Here is a 14,066-nt window from a genome sequence, read left to right as displayed (position 1 = left end):
GACCAGGTCATCAACGCCGCAGACACCGAAGCGATCGCCGCCGTGGAGGCCGATGTGGTGATCGAATCCTCCGGCAACCACCACGGACTGGCCTCCGCCATCCGCGGCGCGGTCCGCGGCGGGACCGTGGTCATGGTGGGGCTGCTGCCCACCGGCATGCAACCGCTGCCCATCTCGCTGGCCATCACCCGCGAACTGGACCTCAAAGGCTCCTTCCGCTTCAACGACGAAATCGACCAGGTCATCGCGGCGCTTGCCGACCGGTCCCTGCACATCAGCCCCGTCATCACCCACCAATACCCCGTCGAGGACGCCCTGCACGCCTTCGAGGTCGCCAAAGACTCCACCAGCTCCGGCAAAGTCCTCCTCAGCTTCGACGGGAACGGGGAGCAACGGTGAACGCCCCGTTGCCGCCCCTGGTGGTGATGGGCGTGTCTGGCTCGGGGAAATCCACCATGGGCTCCCTGCTGGGCCTGCGCCTGGACATGCCGTTCTTCGATGGCGACGATTTCCATCCGGCCGCCAACAAGCAGAAAATGGGCGCCGGCATACCGCTCACGGACGCTGACAGGGAGCCCTGGCTTGGCACGCTGGGGGAGTTGCTCGCAGGAAAGGCCGACGGCGTCACGACAGTCCCGCCGATCGTCGCCTGCTCAGCGTTGAAGCGCCGGTACCGGGACCTGCTGCGCAGCGCAGCGCCGGATGTTGTCTTCATCCACCTCACCGGAAGCACAGACACCATTGGAGCGCGGATGGAAGCCCGCGCCCACGAGTTCATGCCGCGGACCCTGCTGGAATCCCAGTTCGCAGTCTTGGAGGAACTGGACCAGGACGAGGCCCACGTCCTGGCCGATATCACCGAACCCCCGGCACTCCTGGTGGAACGGTTGGCCACGGAGCTCCAGGCCATGTCCGCCCGGACGGTCCGCACCGCCTAATCAAGAAGCAAGTGTTCCGCCCTGCGCTTGTGGTAGGTAGACTGGTCTACCTACCACCACCGCAAGGAGCCCCATGCCTGTGTCACGCGCCTCGGCGCCCAGCCGGCCTCCCGCCCGGGAACTGCTGCTCGACGCCGCCGCCCGCCTCTTTTATGCCCGCGGCGTTGCGGCCACCGGGATCGACACGATCACTGCCGAGGCGGGCGTTGCCAAAAAAAGCCTCTACAACAACTTCACGTCCAAAGCGGACCTCGTGGCCGCCTACCTGGAATCACGGCATGAGGAGTGGCTGGGGCTCTACCGGACGCGGCTGGAAAAGGCCGGGACCCCGGCGGAGCGGGCACTGGCGGTCTTCGACGCCTACCTGGACCACGCACATGCCGCCTACCAGCACGGATTCCGAGGCTGCGGGCTGCTCAACGCGGCGGCTGAACTGCCCGCAGGGGATCCGGGGCGGACTGCAGTGCGGCTCCACAAGGAGGAAGTCCAGGATCTCCTGGCCCGGCACGTCACGGACCTGTTGCCCGCGAGGGAGGGCCAGGCGCCCGCCGTTGCCGCCCACTTGGCGTTCCTCCTCGAGGGTGCCATGGCCAGGGCAGGCCTGGAGGGCGGCGACGCGCCGCTGCGGCAGGCCCGGGCCATCGCCGCGCAACTGTTGGACGCGCTGTGAACTCCTCCCCACGCCGCCCGGCGCCGCCATGGGGAGCGTTGTCCGTGGTGGCGGCGTCCGTCCTCTGGGGGACCACCGGGACTGCAGCCACCTTCGCGCCGGATGTAAGTCCCCTGGCCATCGGCGCGGTGGCCATGGGGGCGGGCGGGTTGCTGCAGGCTCTGTACGCCGCACGGCACATTGCCAGCCGGCCGGCCGGCCTGTTCCGGCGGTGGAGACTGGTGTTGTTGGGGGCGGCAGCGGTGGCTGTCTATCCCTTGGCCTTCTACAGCTCAATGCACCTCTCCGGCGTGGCCGTGGGAACTATGGTCTCCATCGGCTCGGCCCCCATCGCGGCGGCCCTCATCGAGCGGGCGGCGGACAGGAATCCACTGCGCCGGCGGTGGATTGCCGGGGCAATGCTCGGAGTGGGTGGAGCGGCGCTCCTTTCCTTTGCCGGGCATGGCCCTGCCGGGCCCGCCGCCACGGATTCCTGGACCACCACGGCGGGAGTGGCCCTGGGACTGCTGGCCGGCAGCACGTACGCCCTGTATTCCTGGGCAGCCCACCGCCTGATCGGGGACGGTGTCACACCCAGGGCTGCCATGGGCACGGTCTTTGGCCTGGGCGGGCTCTTCCTGATGCCGGTCCTTGCCCTGACGGGCGGCCCACTCCTGGCCTCCTGGTCCACGGTCGGCGTCGGCGCCTACATGGCGGTGGTGCCGATGTTCGTCGGCTATCTCCTGTTCGGCTGGGGCCTTGCCCGGGTGGGGGCGAGCACGGCCACCGGCATCTCGCTGCTCGAAACGGTGGTTGCTGCCGTACTGGCGGTATTCGTAGTGGGTGAACGGCTTCCGGCGCTCGGCTGGCTTGGCGCCGCCGCGGTCCTGGCCAGCCTGTTCATCCTGGCGCCGCTCACCCGGGCCGTACCAGGGCCGGCAGCAATCCCGGGTCCGCGCTCACCAGCGGCGCCGTCAGGCGGTGGGCTGCCGCCGCGCGCTCCTGTTCAACCCGATGGGGCCCAGCAACAGGCAGGCGCCCAGCCCCAGCAGCAGGATTCCTAGCACCACCGCGCCCGGCGCCGGCAGACCTGCCCCCGCCAGGATCAACACCAGGCCGATGACCGCCACCGCCAATCCCGGGAGGAGAGCTGTGGGGAAACGGCGCGCTGGATAGCCGGACAGCAGTTCCATGGCCAGATGGGGATCGTCCGCGATCAGCCCCAGTTCCAGCTCCTTGAGCAGGCGTCGCTCCTCATCGGACATTGGCATGGCAGCCCCTGTATTCCCTGGGAGGCGGTTTCGCTATCGACCGTAGGAGTCTTCTACCGCTTAGTCAATAGTTTCCCCGGCGGCCCGCCCCGCCGTCCCGCCCGCCGGTGTCGTTCGACGCCGGGCCGTGACGGTGCTGCCGGACGCTGACCGTGCTGCCGCGCCCGTGAGCCCGCTACCGGCGTCGTAATTCGGCGAACTCGATGGACGGGACAATTGCCCCGGCGTCCCGCTCCACGAAGTTGGTCCCCGGCGGAACCAGATCGTCGATGGCGTCCAGGACCGTCTCGCCCAACTGGACATCCGCGGCGCGGAGGTATGCCTGAAGGTGTTCCTCGCTGCGCGGGCCGATGATTACGCTGCTGATCGCGGGGTGGGTCAGGGCGAAGCCGACGGCCAGGTCCACCAGGGGCATCTCCAGCTTGTCCGCCAGCCGGGCCAGGGAATCCGCTGCCAGCAGCTTCCGCTCGCTGGAGGGCCCGGAAATGTCGTACCGCCCCGGCAGCGTGTGCACCCGGGTGGGCGGCTTCCCCGAGTCAAGGACGAAGCTGCCGGAAAGCCAGCCGCCGGCCAAGGGTCCGTACGCCAGCACGCCCAGCCCGTACTGCTGGGCGATGGGCAGCACGTCGCGTTCGTTGCCGCGGACCAGCATTGAATAGGGAACCTGGTTGCCCAGCGGCGGAATCAGGTGGTTGGTGGTTGCCAGCCACTGCGCTTCGACGAGCTGCGCCGGGGTAAACACCGACGTGCCGTAGTAGAGGATCTTGCCCTGGCGGATGAGGTCGTTGAGGGTGGTGATGGTTTCCAGGACGTCGGTGTTGTAGTCCGGCCGGTGCGCCTGGTACAGGTCGATGCGGTCCGTCTGCAGCCGGCGGAGGCTGCCCTCGACGGCCTGGGTGATCCAGCGGCGGGAGTTGCCCGAGTGCGCCGGATTGGGGCTCATCTGGCCGTGGAACTTGGTGGCCAGGAAGACGTCATCCCGCCGGCCCCGCAGTGCCCTCCCCACCACCTGTTCGGACTCGCCCTGGGAATAGACATCGGCGGTGTCCACCGCCGTGATGCCGGCATCAAGCGCCGCGTGGATGATGCGGATGGCCTCATCCGCGCCGGTGGGGGCGCCCGGCGGCCCACCGGTTCCTTCGCCAAAGTTCATGGTGCCAAGGGTGAGCGGGCTGATGGGGGTGCCTGACCGTCCGAACACCCGCAGTTCGCTAAGGCTCATCTCCGGTCTCCTCCATATAGTTGCCGCGCCGTGGATCGTCATGACGCTACACAGATTCCGCGGACGGCCGCAGAATTCCGCCTTAGTCCTTCTCTTTTCGTCGCATGGAGTAACCGGAGCGCCGCAGGATGACGTTTTGTGGCGGCCGCCGCCATCCTCGGCCCGGGTTTCGCCCCGGCTGCCCCCTGCAATAATCTGAACCAACGGTTGTGCACTGGGGTGTCAGCTCCCGGGGCAACAGGCAGCACTGTAAGTTCGGGACCATCACAGACGAGGCGGACACCCATGACGGCTTCAGACCAGCAGCACGCACCACGGCCAAACATGCCCGCAGACCCTCCCGCCGCCCAGGCGCCGGTGGATCCGCACCTGCTCCAGCAGTTGGCGGATGCGCACGGCGTGGGCACGTCCTTCCAAGGCTGGGACGGGCTCCCGCACTCCGTGGCCGCGCCAACGCTGATCAAGGTGCTCGCCGCCCTGGGTGTGCAGGCCCATACGAACCAGCACATCGAAGCTGCCCTGGCGGAAGCGGAACTGGCGCCATGGCGGCGGATGCTGCCGCCCGCCGTCGTCATCAAGCAGGGTGAGCCCGCCCAGGTTCCGGTCCATGTCCGGGACGGCGCAACGGCCCGGCTGACGGTCGCCCTCGAAGGCGGCGCAGGCTCACTCGAGGCGGCCCAGGAGGACGTCTGGGTCCAGCCCCGGGACGTCGACGGCATCCCCACCGGACGCGCCACCTTTTCCCTGCCGCCGGATCTCCCGCTGGGCTGGCATACCCTGCACGCCGACTCCGAGGGCGCCACGGCCACTGCCACGCTGGTGGTGACGCCGGGGCGCCTGGACACGGCGGCGCCCCTGATGGAGCGGCGCGGCTGGGGCCTGGCCACGCAGTTGTATTCGGTCCGGTCCAAGCGCTCGTGGGGCATCGGCGATTTCGCGGACCTGGCGGACCTGGCGGCGATCAGTGGCGGGCGCGGCGCCGATTATGTGCTGGTCAATCCCCTGCACGCGGCGGAACCGGTGCCACCCATCCAGCCCTCGCCCTATTCCCCGTCCACGCGGCGGTTCTTCAACCCGCTCTACATCCGTATTGAGGCGGTCCCCGAGCTTGCCTACCTGCGGCCGCGGAAACGGGCGGCGCTGGAAAAGCTGCACGAGGAAGTCGCCGGGCTGAACAGGGACGGGGCCCGGCTGCACCGCGATGCCGTCTACGCGGCGAAGCTGCAGGCGCTGGAAATGCTGTACCACACCCGGCGCTCGCCGGCCCGGCAGGCGGCGTTCGACGAGTTCTGCCGTATCTCCGGCAGCGGCCTGGACGACTTTGCCCTCTGGTCCGCCATCAGGGAGGACCTCGCGCCGGACGATCCGCTCTGGACAGACCCGGCCTGCGCCATCGGAACCCGCGAGGCGGAGGCACTGCGGGAGAAATTGGCGGACCGGATCGGTTTCCACCGCTGGCTTCAGTGGATCTGCGACGAACAGTTGGAAGAAGCGCAGCAGGCAGCCTTGCGCTCCGGAATGCGGCTGGGAGTGGTGCACGACCTCGCCGTAGGGGTTGACCACAGCAGTGCCGACGCGTGGACGCTGCGCGGCGTGCTGGCGCCGGCCACCAGCGTGGGCGCGCCGCCGGACATGTACAACCAGCAGGGCCAGGATTGGGGCCAGCCGCCATGGCACCCCACCCGGCTTGCAGAAACCGGCTACGAGCCGTTCCGCAACATGCTCGCCACCGTGCTCAGGCACGCCGGCGGCATCCGCGTTGACCACATCCTGGGCCTGTGCCGGTTGTGGTGGATCCCTGCCGGCAACGCGCCGGGGGACGGCGCCTACGTCCGGTATGACCATGAGGCCCTGATCGGCATCCTCGCCCTCGAAGCGCACCGCGCCGGTGCCGTGGTGATCGGGGAGGACCTGGGAACCTTTGAACCGTGGGTGCGTGACTACCTCGCTGCCCGCGGCATCCTGGGCACGTCCATCCTGTGGTTCGAGTACGACGGCGCCTCCCCGCTGGCGCCCGAAAAGTACCGGACGCAGGCACTCGCCAGCGTCAACACGCACGACCTCCCGCCCACCGCCGGCTACCTCGCGGGTGACCATGTGGCGTTGCGGAGCCGTCTTGGCCTGCTGGAGCGCTCCGAGGAGGACGAGCGGGCCGAGCACAATGCGTCGCTGGAAAAGATGTTCGCCCTGCTGCGCGAACGCGGTTATCTCACCGAGGCGAACACCACCGGACCGGGCGAACCCGGTGCCGAGGCGAACACCATCGAGGCGCTGCACCTGCTGCTGGCCCAGGCGCCTTCGGTGCTGCTCGGCGTGGCCCTGGTGGATGCGGTGGGGGAGCGGCGGGTCCAGAACCAGCCCGGGACCACCGAAGCGCTGTACCCCAACTGGCAGGTGCCTTTGGGCGGCCCCGACGGCAAACCGGTCTTCCTGGACGACCTTCCGGCCAACAAGAGGTTCAACTCGCTGCTCGCGGTGGTGGACGGGGCCCTGCACGGATCCTGACTGGTGTTCATTGACGAAGGGCCCCGCCGCTGGGTGAACTGCCCGGGAAGCGGCGGGGCCCTTCGGTGTGTCGCCGGCGAACGCTAGCCGGCGGTCATCACATGGGTGAAGTGGTCGTAGCGGAAGGTGACCGGGCCGCCGTCGTGCTTAAACACGATGTTGGCGCCAGGCGTTGCCCCGCCCGCTCCGTAGCTGACGTCCCATGACTTGTTGAGGGCGGCCTTGAACTCGTAGCTTCCTGCCGGGAGGTCCGGGATGGACAGCTTCCAGAGGAGGTCGGCCGGGTCCAGTACCAGCTGCGCCTGGGCACAGGACGGCTCCCAGTCCGAGGCGCAGCCCAGCTCGCTGTCCATGCTTCCGGCGGCTGCCACGGCGGCCGGCTGCTGCGACGCGTAGACGGCGCTGAGCAGGTGGGTGCTGTTGTCATAGCGGAACGTGACCGGGCCGCCGGGGTGGTCCAGCACGATGTTCTGCCCGTTGAGCTGGCCGTCTGCGCCGTAGTTTTCGTCCCAGCCGCCGTTGAGCGCTGCCTTGTATTCGTACTTCCCGGACGGCAGGTCCACGGTCAGCCGCCAGATCCGGTCCGCCTGGTCCAGGACCATCTTTGCCTGCGGGCAGGCCGGATCCCACTGCGCGGTGCAACCCATGGCCTGGTTCAGTGATCCGGCCACCGTGACCGAGTCGGGCTGCGGGGCCTGGCCCACCAGGACAGTCCTGGTGCCGCTGGTGACGTTGAAGCCGGCGCCGGTCATCGCCGCCCGGTATTGGACCTTGGTACCGTCCGCGAGTCCGGAGACGTCATCAGTGGCCGAGTACACGGGCGAGGACGAGTCGGTGCCCACCGACGTCCAATCCCCGCCATTGACGCTGCGCTCGAAGGACACCACATGGCTTGCCTTCTCCGGCTCAGCCGTGGCGCTCAGCTCCACTTTGCCCTCGACGCTGCTGCCTTCGGCAGGCTTCTGGAGGGTCAGCACGGGCGCGGGAACGTTGGTGGAGCGGCCTTGGCTGGTGGCTGTGTGGCCGCCGTTGTCCAGCACGGTGGCGCGGTATTCCAGCGGTGTCCCGGCATCCAAGGCCGCCACGTCGTGGAACACCTGGTACGGGGCGGTGTCGTCCGTCCCGATCGGCTCCCAGCTGCCGCCCGCCGTCCTGGCCTCGAAGGTGACCTCGTAGAACGACGTACCATCGACGTCGGCCGTCACCTGGATGCGCCCGTTGTCACTCGTGGCTGCTGCCGGCTGTTGGAGGGCGACGGCGGGAGCGGCCTTTGAGTGCGGAATGCGGCCTGAGGATTCGTAGACGACGGCGGAAAGCGGCGGGACGGTCACCGTCAGTTTGGCGTCAGAGGTTTTGGCTTCATTGGCGCCTTCGCCGTAAACGCGCGTGTAGCTGCGCTTGGCGATGTAGGTGGGAACGTCCGCCGTCCGGGCCTGGGCGCTGTTGTTCAGTGCCACCACGTATTCGCGCTGGTCCTGGGCGTCCGTGCGGGAGAAGGCGTAGATGCCCGGGCCGTCGGAGGCGTAACGGTTTTGGTGTGCGCCGTTCCGCAGCGCCGGGTGCTCCTTGGTGAGGGCTGCAAGCTCCCGGATCTTGGCGTACAGCGGGTGGCTTGGGTTGAAGTTGTCGGTGGCGTGGGTGGCGTCCGTGCCCAGCAGGTCGTCGTCGAGGTAGTCCGGAACTTTGCTGGCGAAGAGCGTCTGCCGGGCATCCTGGTCACCGCCCGGTCCGGTGAAGCCCTGTTCGTCGCCGTAGTACACCACCGGGTTGCCGCGCGAGAAGTACATCAGCTCGTGGGCCAGTTCGTCCCGTGCCACCTTCTCGGCGTCGCCTGCGGCGGGGTTGTCCTGGCTGATGAAGCTGCCGATGCGGCCCATGTCGTGGTTTCCGAGAAAGGTGGGCAGTTCGTAGACGTTGGAATCGGCGTCGGTGTACCAGTCATCGCCGGCGAAAAAGGCCTGGAGTCCTTTGGCGTCCTGGCTCTTGGACGCGAAGTTGCGGGCGGCATCCTGGAACGGGAAATCCAGGACTGCCTGCATTTTGTTGCGGGTGGTGAACTGGGAGGTGAAGCTCTTGCTGGTATCGAACACCTCGCCGAACATGAAGAATTCGTCCTTGCCGTGTTCCTTGGCGTAGCTGAGGACCTTGGGGCCGAATTCCTGCCAGAACTCGTTGTTCACGTGCTTCATGGTGTCGATCCGGAAGCCATCCACGCCAAAATTGCCGATCCACGATGTGTAGATGTCTTCCATGCCGTGCACCACCGTGGGGTTTTCGGTGAAGAGGTCATCGAGGCCGAAGAAGTCGCCGTACATGGAGTCCTCGCCGGTGAAGGTGGTGTCGCCCCGGTTGTGGTACAGCGTGGGATCGTTCAACCAGGCCGGTACTTTGAGGTTTTCTTCGCCGGGCGCCAGGACCGGCTTGTAGGGGAACGATGTCCCGGCATCCAGCTGCGGGAAGGTCCCGGTGCCGGCGTAATCCCGGTCATCAAACGGTTGGCCCGAGGCAGTTTTGTACGGTGCGGCGTCCTTGGATACGTAGCCTTTGCGGTCGCCCTCTTCGTAGCCGATGACGTCCGCCGTGTGGTTGGTGATGATGTCGAAGTAGACCTTCATGCCGCGGGCGTGTGCCTCGTCGATGAGCGCCTTGAGTTCATCGTTGGTGCCCAGGTGCGGATCGATCTGGGTGAAGTCGGTGACCCAGTAACCGTGATACCCGGCCGACTTGTCCTCCGGCTGGACTGCCTTGTTCTTGAAGCTGGGCGTCAACCAGATGGAGGTGGTGCCCAGGCCTTGGATGTAATCGATCTTGTTGCGCAGGCCGGCCAGGTCGCCGCCGTTGTAGAAACCCTTCTTGGTGGGGTCGAAGCCGGACACCATGGGATCCGGGCCCAGGCCGCCCTGGTCGTTGGCGGTGCTGCCGTTGTTGAACCGGTCCGCCATGACAAAGTAGAAGTTTTCGTCGGTCACGGGGCCGCGCAGCGAATGCAGTGCCGGAGCGGAGCCCGGGTTCTTGGGTCCGGGATCCTTGATGCCGGGCGCCGCCTGGGCCGGAAGGACCGCGATGCCTGCGGCGAGTGCCGTTGCCAGCAATGCGGCGGCGGACCGGGCAGCGGTGAGGTGGATTGCGGAAGTTGGCCGGGATGCGGCGCGGCGGGACCGTTTGTTCCGCCGGGACGCAGTGACGTGCTGGGATGCTGCCGGAGTGGCCGGCAGGTGGGCGCGTGGGGGCGCGCCATGGGGGGTGCGGAATAACAAGGGTGAGACCTTCCTGGGAAGCAGCGCTGCTGTACAGGCGTGCCGTTGACATGGGGATGCGGCAGGAGAGCTCGAAAGGGCAGCTTGCTGTCCTTGTGAACCAAGTCACAACTGTAAGCGCTTGCACCGGATTACTCCAGCGTTTGGGGAAGCTGGCGTTCGCTGGTGCCTTGCTGTTAACCGGCGTTTATGAGGGCGGTGGGTGACGGGGTGGAAAGGCGGTGCAGGACCGGGCCGGGGATGCCGCTGGCGGGGTCCAGGTCAAATGTGGCGATGTTGTCCGACCGTTCGTGGGCTACGTGCAGCCGGTTTCCCCGGACCAGGTGGTGCCGGGGCCAGTCACCGCCACTGGGGACGTCTTTGACGGGGATGAGTCCCGTGCCGCCTTCTGTGACGGCCAGGACGCTGATGATGTTCGAGCCGCGGACACCGGCATAGGCGAACCTGCCCTGGGGGCCGAGGCAGATCTCGGCCGCGGAATCGCTGTCCTTGCCACCGCTCGCTGTGGCCGGTCCGCTGAATATCAGTTCGTAGGTGCCAGCGTCCGCGCGGACCACGAAGACCTCCACGGAGTATTCGGACACGATGAAAACGGCGCCGGTGTGGTGCTGGACCATGTGCCGGGGACCGCTGCCGCGGGGGAGGACCACATGATGGTCGGGCACCAGCCCGGTTCCCGGCACATAGTTCCAGATACGGAGCACGTCATGGCCCAGGTCGGTGGTCATGATGCGGCCGTCCTGCAGCATCAGGCCGGCGTGGGCGCGGCTTTGCCTGGGGCTGCCGGGGGCCGTGCCGGCGTAGGGATCCACCGATGGTGCGCCGGGGAACCGCCCGGTGATGGCGCCGTCGTTATCCAATTCGTAGAGGAGGACCTGACCGTCACCCCAGCACGCCGCAGTGAGGAACCGCCCGGCCGGATCCACGGCGACATGGCACGTGGCCTCGCCGGCCGGTTGGGGCTGTCCGTGCGGCTCCAAACCGAAATTGCCCCGGCGGCGGTAGGCCCGCACTTCCTGGCGGTGCTCGGCGGCCGCGTACACCACCGGCTGAGTTGGGTGGACGGCCACGAACGACGGCGACGGGGCCTCGACCGCCGTGCCCAGCCATTCAAGGCTTCCGTCCTGGCGCGTGCCCACCGCGCCGATGCCGCTGGCACGGCCGCCTGCGTCGTCGGTGTAGCTGCCGATCCAAAGAGCGCTGCTGGCTGTGCCGGTGGTCATGGTTCCATCCTTTCAACACTTGGCCCCATTTCCCTGCATCGGGCTGGCCGTTAGCATGGGGAAGTCCGGCTGTTGCAGCAGGCGACGATGCCGTCTTCTGCAGTTTTCGTTGTCCACCGCATGCCGATCCAGACTGGTGGCGGACGGTGTCGGTGAGTGTTCCCGCTGATTCACATGAGAGGCGTCGATATGCCAGATCCTGAATCAAGCGCCGTTGACAGCCACCCCACCCGGGCCTTCGGCCACATCGCCACCCTCCTGCGTTCCGCCGGCTGCGTTTTCGCCGAGGAGGAGGCCCGGCTGCTGCTGTCGGACGCGTCCGGGCCTGCGGAGCTCGCGCTGAATGTGCAGCGGCGCGTTGAAGGGGTGCCGCTGGAGTACGTGCTGGGCTGGGCGGAGTTCGCGGGCCGCCGCATTGTTGTCGAGCCCGGGGTTTTCGTACCGCGTCGCCGTACTGAACTGCTGGTCAACCATGCTGTGGCCCTCTTGTCCGGCTCTTCCCTGGCGGTAGCTCAGGTGGTCGTCGACCTGTGCTGCGGGTCCGGCGCCATGGGGGCTGCCATCCTCTACGCGCTGCCCGGTGTGGAGCTGCACGCGGCCGACATCGACGCCACAGCCGCACGGTGTGCGATGCGAAACATCGGGCCGCTGGGCGGCCGCGTCCATCGGGGCGATCTGTTCGAGGCACTCCCTTCCTCGCTGCACGGCCGGGTCGGGCTGTTGGCCGTCAACGCGCCCTATGTGCCCACCGGGGCCATCAGGACCATGCCGCCCGAAGCCCGGCTCTACGAGCCGGTGGCTTCACTGGACGGCGGCGAGGACGGGCTGGACTTCCACCGCCGCGTTGCCGCCGGCTCCATCGAGTGGCTCGCGCCCGGGGGACACTTGCTGATCGAAACCAGTGAACGCCAGGCGGCCGGCACATCTGCAATCCTGGCTGCGGCCGGGTTCCGGACGCAGACGGTCCGCTCGGAGGACTTGGACGCGACGGTGGTGGCGGGGCGCGCCCTGCCCGGGACCAGCCGGGGCTAAGTGCTGTCGCGGGGCAGGAATTTTGCCTAAGGAAGTGACCCCGCCACACTTAAGACGATGCCGGCCGCCGCGTCCCCCAAGGATCGCGACGGCCAGCAAGGCGATTCAGTTGTAGCACAACACTGGCCGGCTGTGCTTGTCACACGGCCGCAGCGCTAAATGCAAACAAATAGACCTGGAGTCAGGCCTTTCCTGCGGTCGCGTCCGAGGTGCCAAGGTTGGTGGTCTCCGGGTGGGTGCTGTGGGCGGGAATGTGGTCCTCGCCCAGCCCCGCCGCACTCTCAGCCGGTGGGGTGCCGGTAACGGTGGCGGAGGTCCGGCTCCCGTCGGAGGCACCCTCGCGGTGCAGTGCGGAGCCAACCACAGTGCCTGCCCTGCGGGCGGCTTCGCCGAGCTGGTCGGCCACTTCGGGGGCCTTTTCCTTGACGGCCTCCGTGGCTGCTGCCACCTTGTCCTGAACCGGCTTGCTGTCCCACAGGCCGGCCGCGCGGGCTTTCAGCTTCTCATACGCTGCACGGCCGGACCGTGAGCCGAGAACGTAGCCGACAGCCACGCCCACACCCAAAAGAAGCTTGTTTTTCATGATGAACTCCTGCTCTGCGAGAGGGTTGTCAGTTCCGGCATACGCGGGGGCACCCGTTGCCGGAGAAAATGAAAGCCGGCCTGGGGAGGGTGTCCCCAAGCCGGCTTCCTGGCTTGCCCGAGCTGTTAGCGGGCGCTGCGCCGAGTGACCATGCCGTAGATGGCAAGGACGATCAGCGAGCCGACGATCGCCAGCAGCCACGTCTGGATGGAGAAGAACTCCTGCAGTCCACTGCCGAAGATCATTCCGCCCAGCCAGCCGCCGAGGAGCGCGCCAACAACGCCCAGGATCAGCGTGACGACCCAGCCGCCACCCTGCCTGCCCGGGAGGATCGCCTTAGCGATCGCACCAGCGATAAGTCCGAGAATCAGAAATGCAATAAATCCCATTTGTTGCTCTCTTCCTAGGTAGAGGAGGCCTCCGGGTCCCGGAGGCACTTCATCCTTCTGGCTCAATAGTAATCATGCTTACTATCTATTTGCCAACCTGTTTTTTGGAAAAGTGCTGTCCAGGCTGTTCTTAATGCCCGGTTTTGTCGGAATCGTTGCCGGCGCCGGGACCCTCGTCCAATACCGAAAGTTCCGCTAGATCCTGCGGATCCAGGGCGAAATCGAACACGTCCAGATTCTCCCGCATCCGCTCCGGGGAAGAGGTCTTGGGAATCGTTACCAATCCGTTTTGTATGTGCCATCGCAGGACCAGCTGGCCGGATGTTTTCCCGTGTTTTTCCGCCAGTTGCGCCAGAATGGGGGCACCCAGCAAACCCGCTCCGGATCCGCCCAATGGGCTGTAGGATTCCGTGACGATCCCGTGCCTGGCATGGAATTCGCGCTCAGCGGTCCGGGTAATTGCGGGGCTGAGCTGGACCTGGTTGACCGCGGGCACCACGTCCGTCTCCGCCATCAGGCGCTCCAGGTGCGACGGCTTGAAGTTGGACACCCCAATGGACCTGGCCTTCCCCTCCGCCTGCAGCCGCTCGAACGTCTGCCAGGTGGAAATATATTGGTCCCTGCCCGGGAGGGGCCAATGGATCAGCAGAAGGTCCACGTACTCCAGGCCCAGGCGTTTCAGCGAGCCTTCCAGTCCTGAGACGGCGCGGTCGTGGCCCTGGAACTCACCGTCGAGCTTGGTGGTGATGAAGAGCTCGCTGCGGTCCAGTCCGCTCGCCCGGATGCCGTTGCCCACGCCGCGTTCGTTGGCGTACTTCACGGCGGTATCGATGTGCCGGTACCCGGCTTCCACGGCATGTACGACGGCGGCAGCCACCTGGTCGTCGTCCAGCGGCCAGGTGCCAAGGCCCATTTGGGGAATGCTGTTGCCGTCATTGAGGGGGATGAGCGGTGCAAGTGTCATGGCATCAGTCTGCCCTGAATCGGCCGCGGCGGT

The 14,066-nt window shown here is 67.1% G+C and carries 13 protein-coding genes; 6 read left to right on the top strand and 7 right to left on the bottom strand.

All coding sequences use genetic code 11. The features are described from left to right. The 4 genes from C563_RS0119490 to C563_RS21670 form a co-directional block, all read left to right on the top strand. Positions 1-399 (top strand): zinc-binding dehydrogenase (locus C563_RS0119490; RefSeq protein ID WP_018763755.1); only part of this gene is annotated, 399 nt, incomplete at its 5' end. After that, positions 396-938, top strand: coding sequence for a gluconokinase (locus tag C563_RS0119485; protein ID WP_018763754.1), 543 nt, complete (start codon positions 396-398; stop codon positions 936-938). The genes C563_RS0119490 and C563_RS0119485, both read left to right, overlap by 4 nt. A 73-nt stretch (positions 939-1,011) precedes the next feature. After that, positions 1,012-1,608 carry a TetR/AcrR family transcriptional regulator gene (locus C563_RS0119480; RefSeq protein WP_018763753.1) on the top strand — a complete coding sequence of 199 codons (597 nt, stop codon included), beginning with the start codon at positions 1,012-1,014 and terminating at the stop codon, positions 1,606-1,608. After that, a complete protein-coding gene (locus tag C563_RS21670; RefSeq protein ID WP_051083601.1) occupies positions 1,605-2,651 on the top strand; it encodes a DMT family transporter in 1,047 nt (348 codons plus the stop codon). Before C563_RS0119480 ends, C563_RS21670 begins: the two co-directional genes overlap by 4 nt. On the opposite strand, the gene C563_RS0119470 is transcribed toward C563_RS21670, so the two are convergent. Further along, positions 2,562-2,858, bottom strand: a complete 297-nt coding sequence (locus tag C563_RS0119470; RefSeq protein ID WP_081624215.1) for a DUF3040 domain-containing protein — start codon at positions 2,856-2,858, stop codon at positions 2,562-2,564. The genes C563_RS21670 and C563_RS0119470 overlap by 90 nt on opposite strands. Positions 2,859-3,033: 175 nt before the next feature. Next, positions 3,034-4,080: an aldo/keto reductase gene (locus C563_RS0119465; protein WP_018763751.1), complete on the bottom strand. Its 1,047-nt coding sequence runs from the start codon at positions 4,078-4,080 to the stop codon at positions 3,034-3,036. 285 nt (positions 4,081-4,365) lie between these two features. On the opposite strand from C563_RS0119465, the gene malQ reads away from it, so the two are divergent. Continuing rightward, the gene (gene malQ / locus C563_RS0119460; RefSeq protein ID WP_081624214.1) at positions 4,366-6,585 is read left to right on the top strand and encodes a 4-alpha-glucanotransferase; all 2,220 of its coding nucleotides are present in this window, start codon (positions 4,366-4,368) and stop codon (positions 6,583-6,585) included. 83 nt (positions 6,586-6,668) lie between these two features. Here the strand turns inward: malQ and C563_RS0119455 are convergent, their stop codons facing one another. Continuing rightward, positions 6,669-9,842 carry an alpha-amylase family glycosyl hydrolase gene (locus C563_RS0119455; protein WP_018763749.1) on the bottom strand — a complete coding sequence of 1,058 codons (3,174 nt, stop codon included), beginning with the start codon at positions 9,840-9,842 and terminating at the stop codon, positions 6,669-6,671. 176 nt (positions 9,843-10,018) lie between these two features. After that, positions 10,019-11,065, bottom strand: a complete 1,047-nt coding sequence (locus tag C563_RS0119450; protein ID WP_018763748.1) for a lactonase family protein — start codon at positions 11,063-11,065, stop codon at positions 10,019-10,021. A 189-nt stretch (positions 11,066-11,254) separates the two neighbouring features. On the opposite strand from C563_RS0119450, the gene C563_RS0119445 reads away from it, so the two are divergent. Beyond that, a complete protein-coding gene (locus tag C563_RS0119445) occupies positions 11,255-12,097 on the top strand; it encodes a putative protein N(5)-glutamine methyltransferase (RefSeq protein WP_018763747.1) in 843 nt (280 codons plus the stop codon). A 181-nt stretch (positions 12,098-12,278) separates the two neighbouring features. Here C563_RS0119445 and C563_RS0119440 read toward each other — a convergent pair whose 3' ends face one another. The 3 genes from C563_RS0119440 to C563_RS0119430 form a co-directional block, all read right to left on the bottom strand. Further along, on the bottom strand, positions 12,279-12,680 hold the full coding sequence (locus tag C563_RS0119440; protein ID WP_018763746.1) for a hypothetical protein: 402 nt from the start codon (positions 12,678-12,680) through the stop codon (positions 12,279-12,281). Between the two features lie 125 nt (positions 12,681-12,805). After that, positions 12,806-13,069 (bottom strand): GlsB/YeaQ/YmgE family stress response membrane protein, encoded by a 264-nt coding sequence (locus tag C563_RS0119435; RefSeq protein WP_018763745.1) that lies wholly within the window; start codon positions 13,067-13,069, stop codon positions 12,806-12,808. Between the two features lie 130 nt (positions 13,070-13,199). Continuing rightward, a complete protein-coding gene (locus C563_RS0119430) occupies positions 13,200-14,033 on the bottom strand; it encodes an aldo/keto reductase (RefSeq protein WP_026265138.1) in 834 nt (277 codons plus the stop codon). Between the last annotated feature and the right edge of the window lie 33 nt (positions 14,034-14,066).

The organism is Arthrobacter sp. 135MFCol5.1 (assembly GCF_000374865.1).
Classification (GTDB): Bacteria; Actinomycetota; Actinomycetes; order Actinomycetales; family Micrococcaceae; genus Arthrobacter.
This window is presented reverse-complemented; position numbering and strand designations above follow the sequence as displayed.

Excerpts from the sequence above, each read along its gene's own strand:
- C563_RS0119465 (WP_018763751.1), bottom strand. The coding sequence starts at position 4,080 with ATGAGCCTTAGCGAACTGCGGGTGTTCGGACGGTCAGGCACCCCCATC.
- C563_RS0119435 (WP_018763745.1), bottom strand. The coding sequence starts at position 13,069 with ATGGGATTTATTGCATTTCTGATTCTCGGACTTATCGCTGGTGCGATC.
- C563_RS0119445 (WP_018763747.1), top strand. The coding sequence starts at position 11,255 with ATGCCAGATCCTGAATCAAGCGCCGTTGACAGCCACCCCACCCGGGCC.
- C563_RS0119480 (WP_018763753.1), top strand. The coding sequence starts at position 1,012 with ATGCCTGTGTCACGCGCCTCGGCGCCCAGCCGGCCTCCCGCCCGGGAA.
- C563_RS0119430 (WP_026265138.1), bottom strand. The coding sequence starts at position 14,033 with ATGACACTTGCACCGCTCATCCCCCTCAATGACGGCAACAGCATTCCC.
- C563_RS0119440 (WP_018763746.1), bottom strand. The coding sequence starts at position 12,680 with ATGAAAAACAAGCTTCTTTTGGGTGTGGGCGTGGCTGTCGGCTACGTT.
- malQ (WP_081624214.1), top strand. The coding sequence starts at position 4,366 with ATGACGGCTTCAGACCAGCAGCACGCACCACGGCCAAACATGCCCGCA.
- C563_RS0119470 (WP_081624215.1), bottom strand. The coding sequence starts at position 2,858 with ATGCCAATGTCCGATGAGGAGCGACGCCTGCTCAAGGAGCTGGAACTG.
- C563_RS0119450 (WP_018763748.1), bottom strand. The coding sequence starts at position 11,065 with ATGACCACCGGCACAGCCAGCAGCGCTCTTTGGATCGGCAGCTACACC.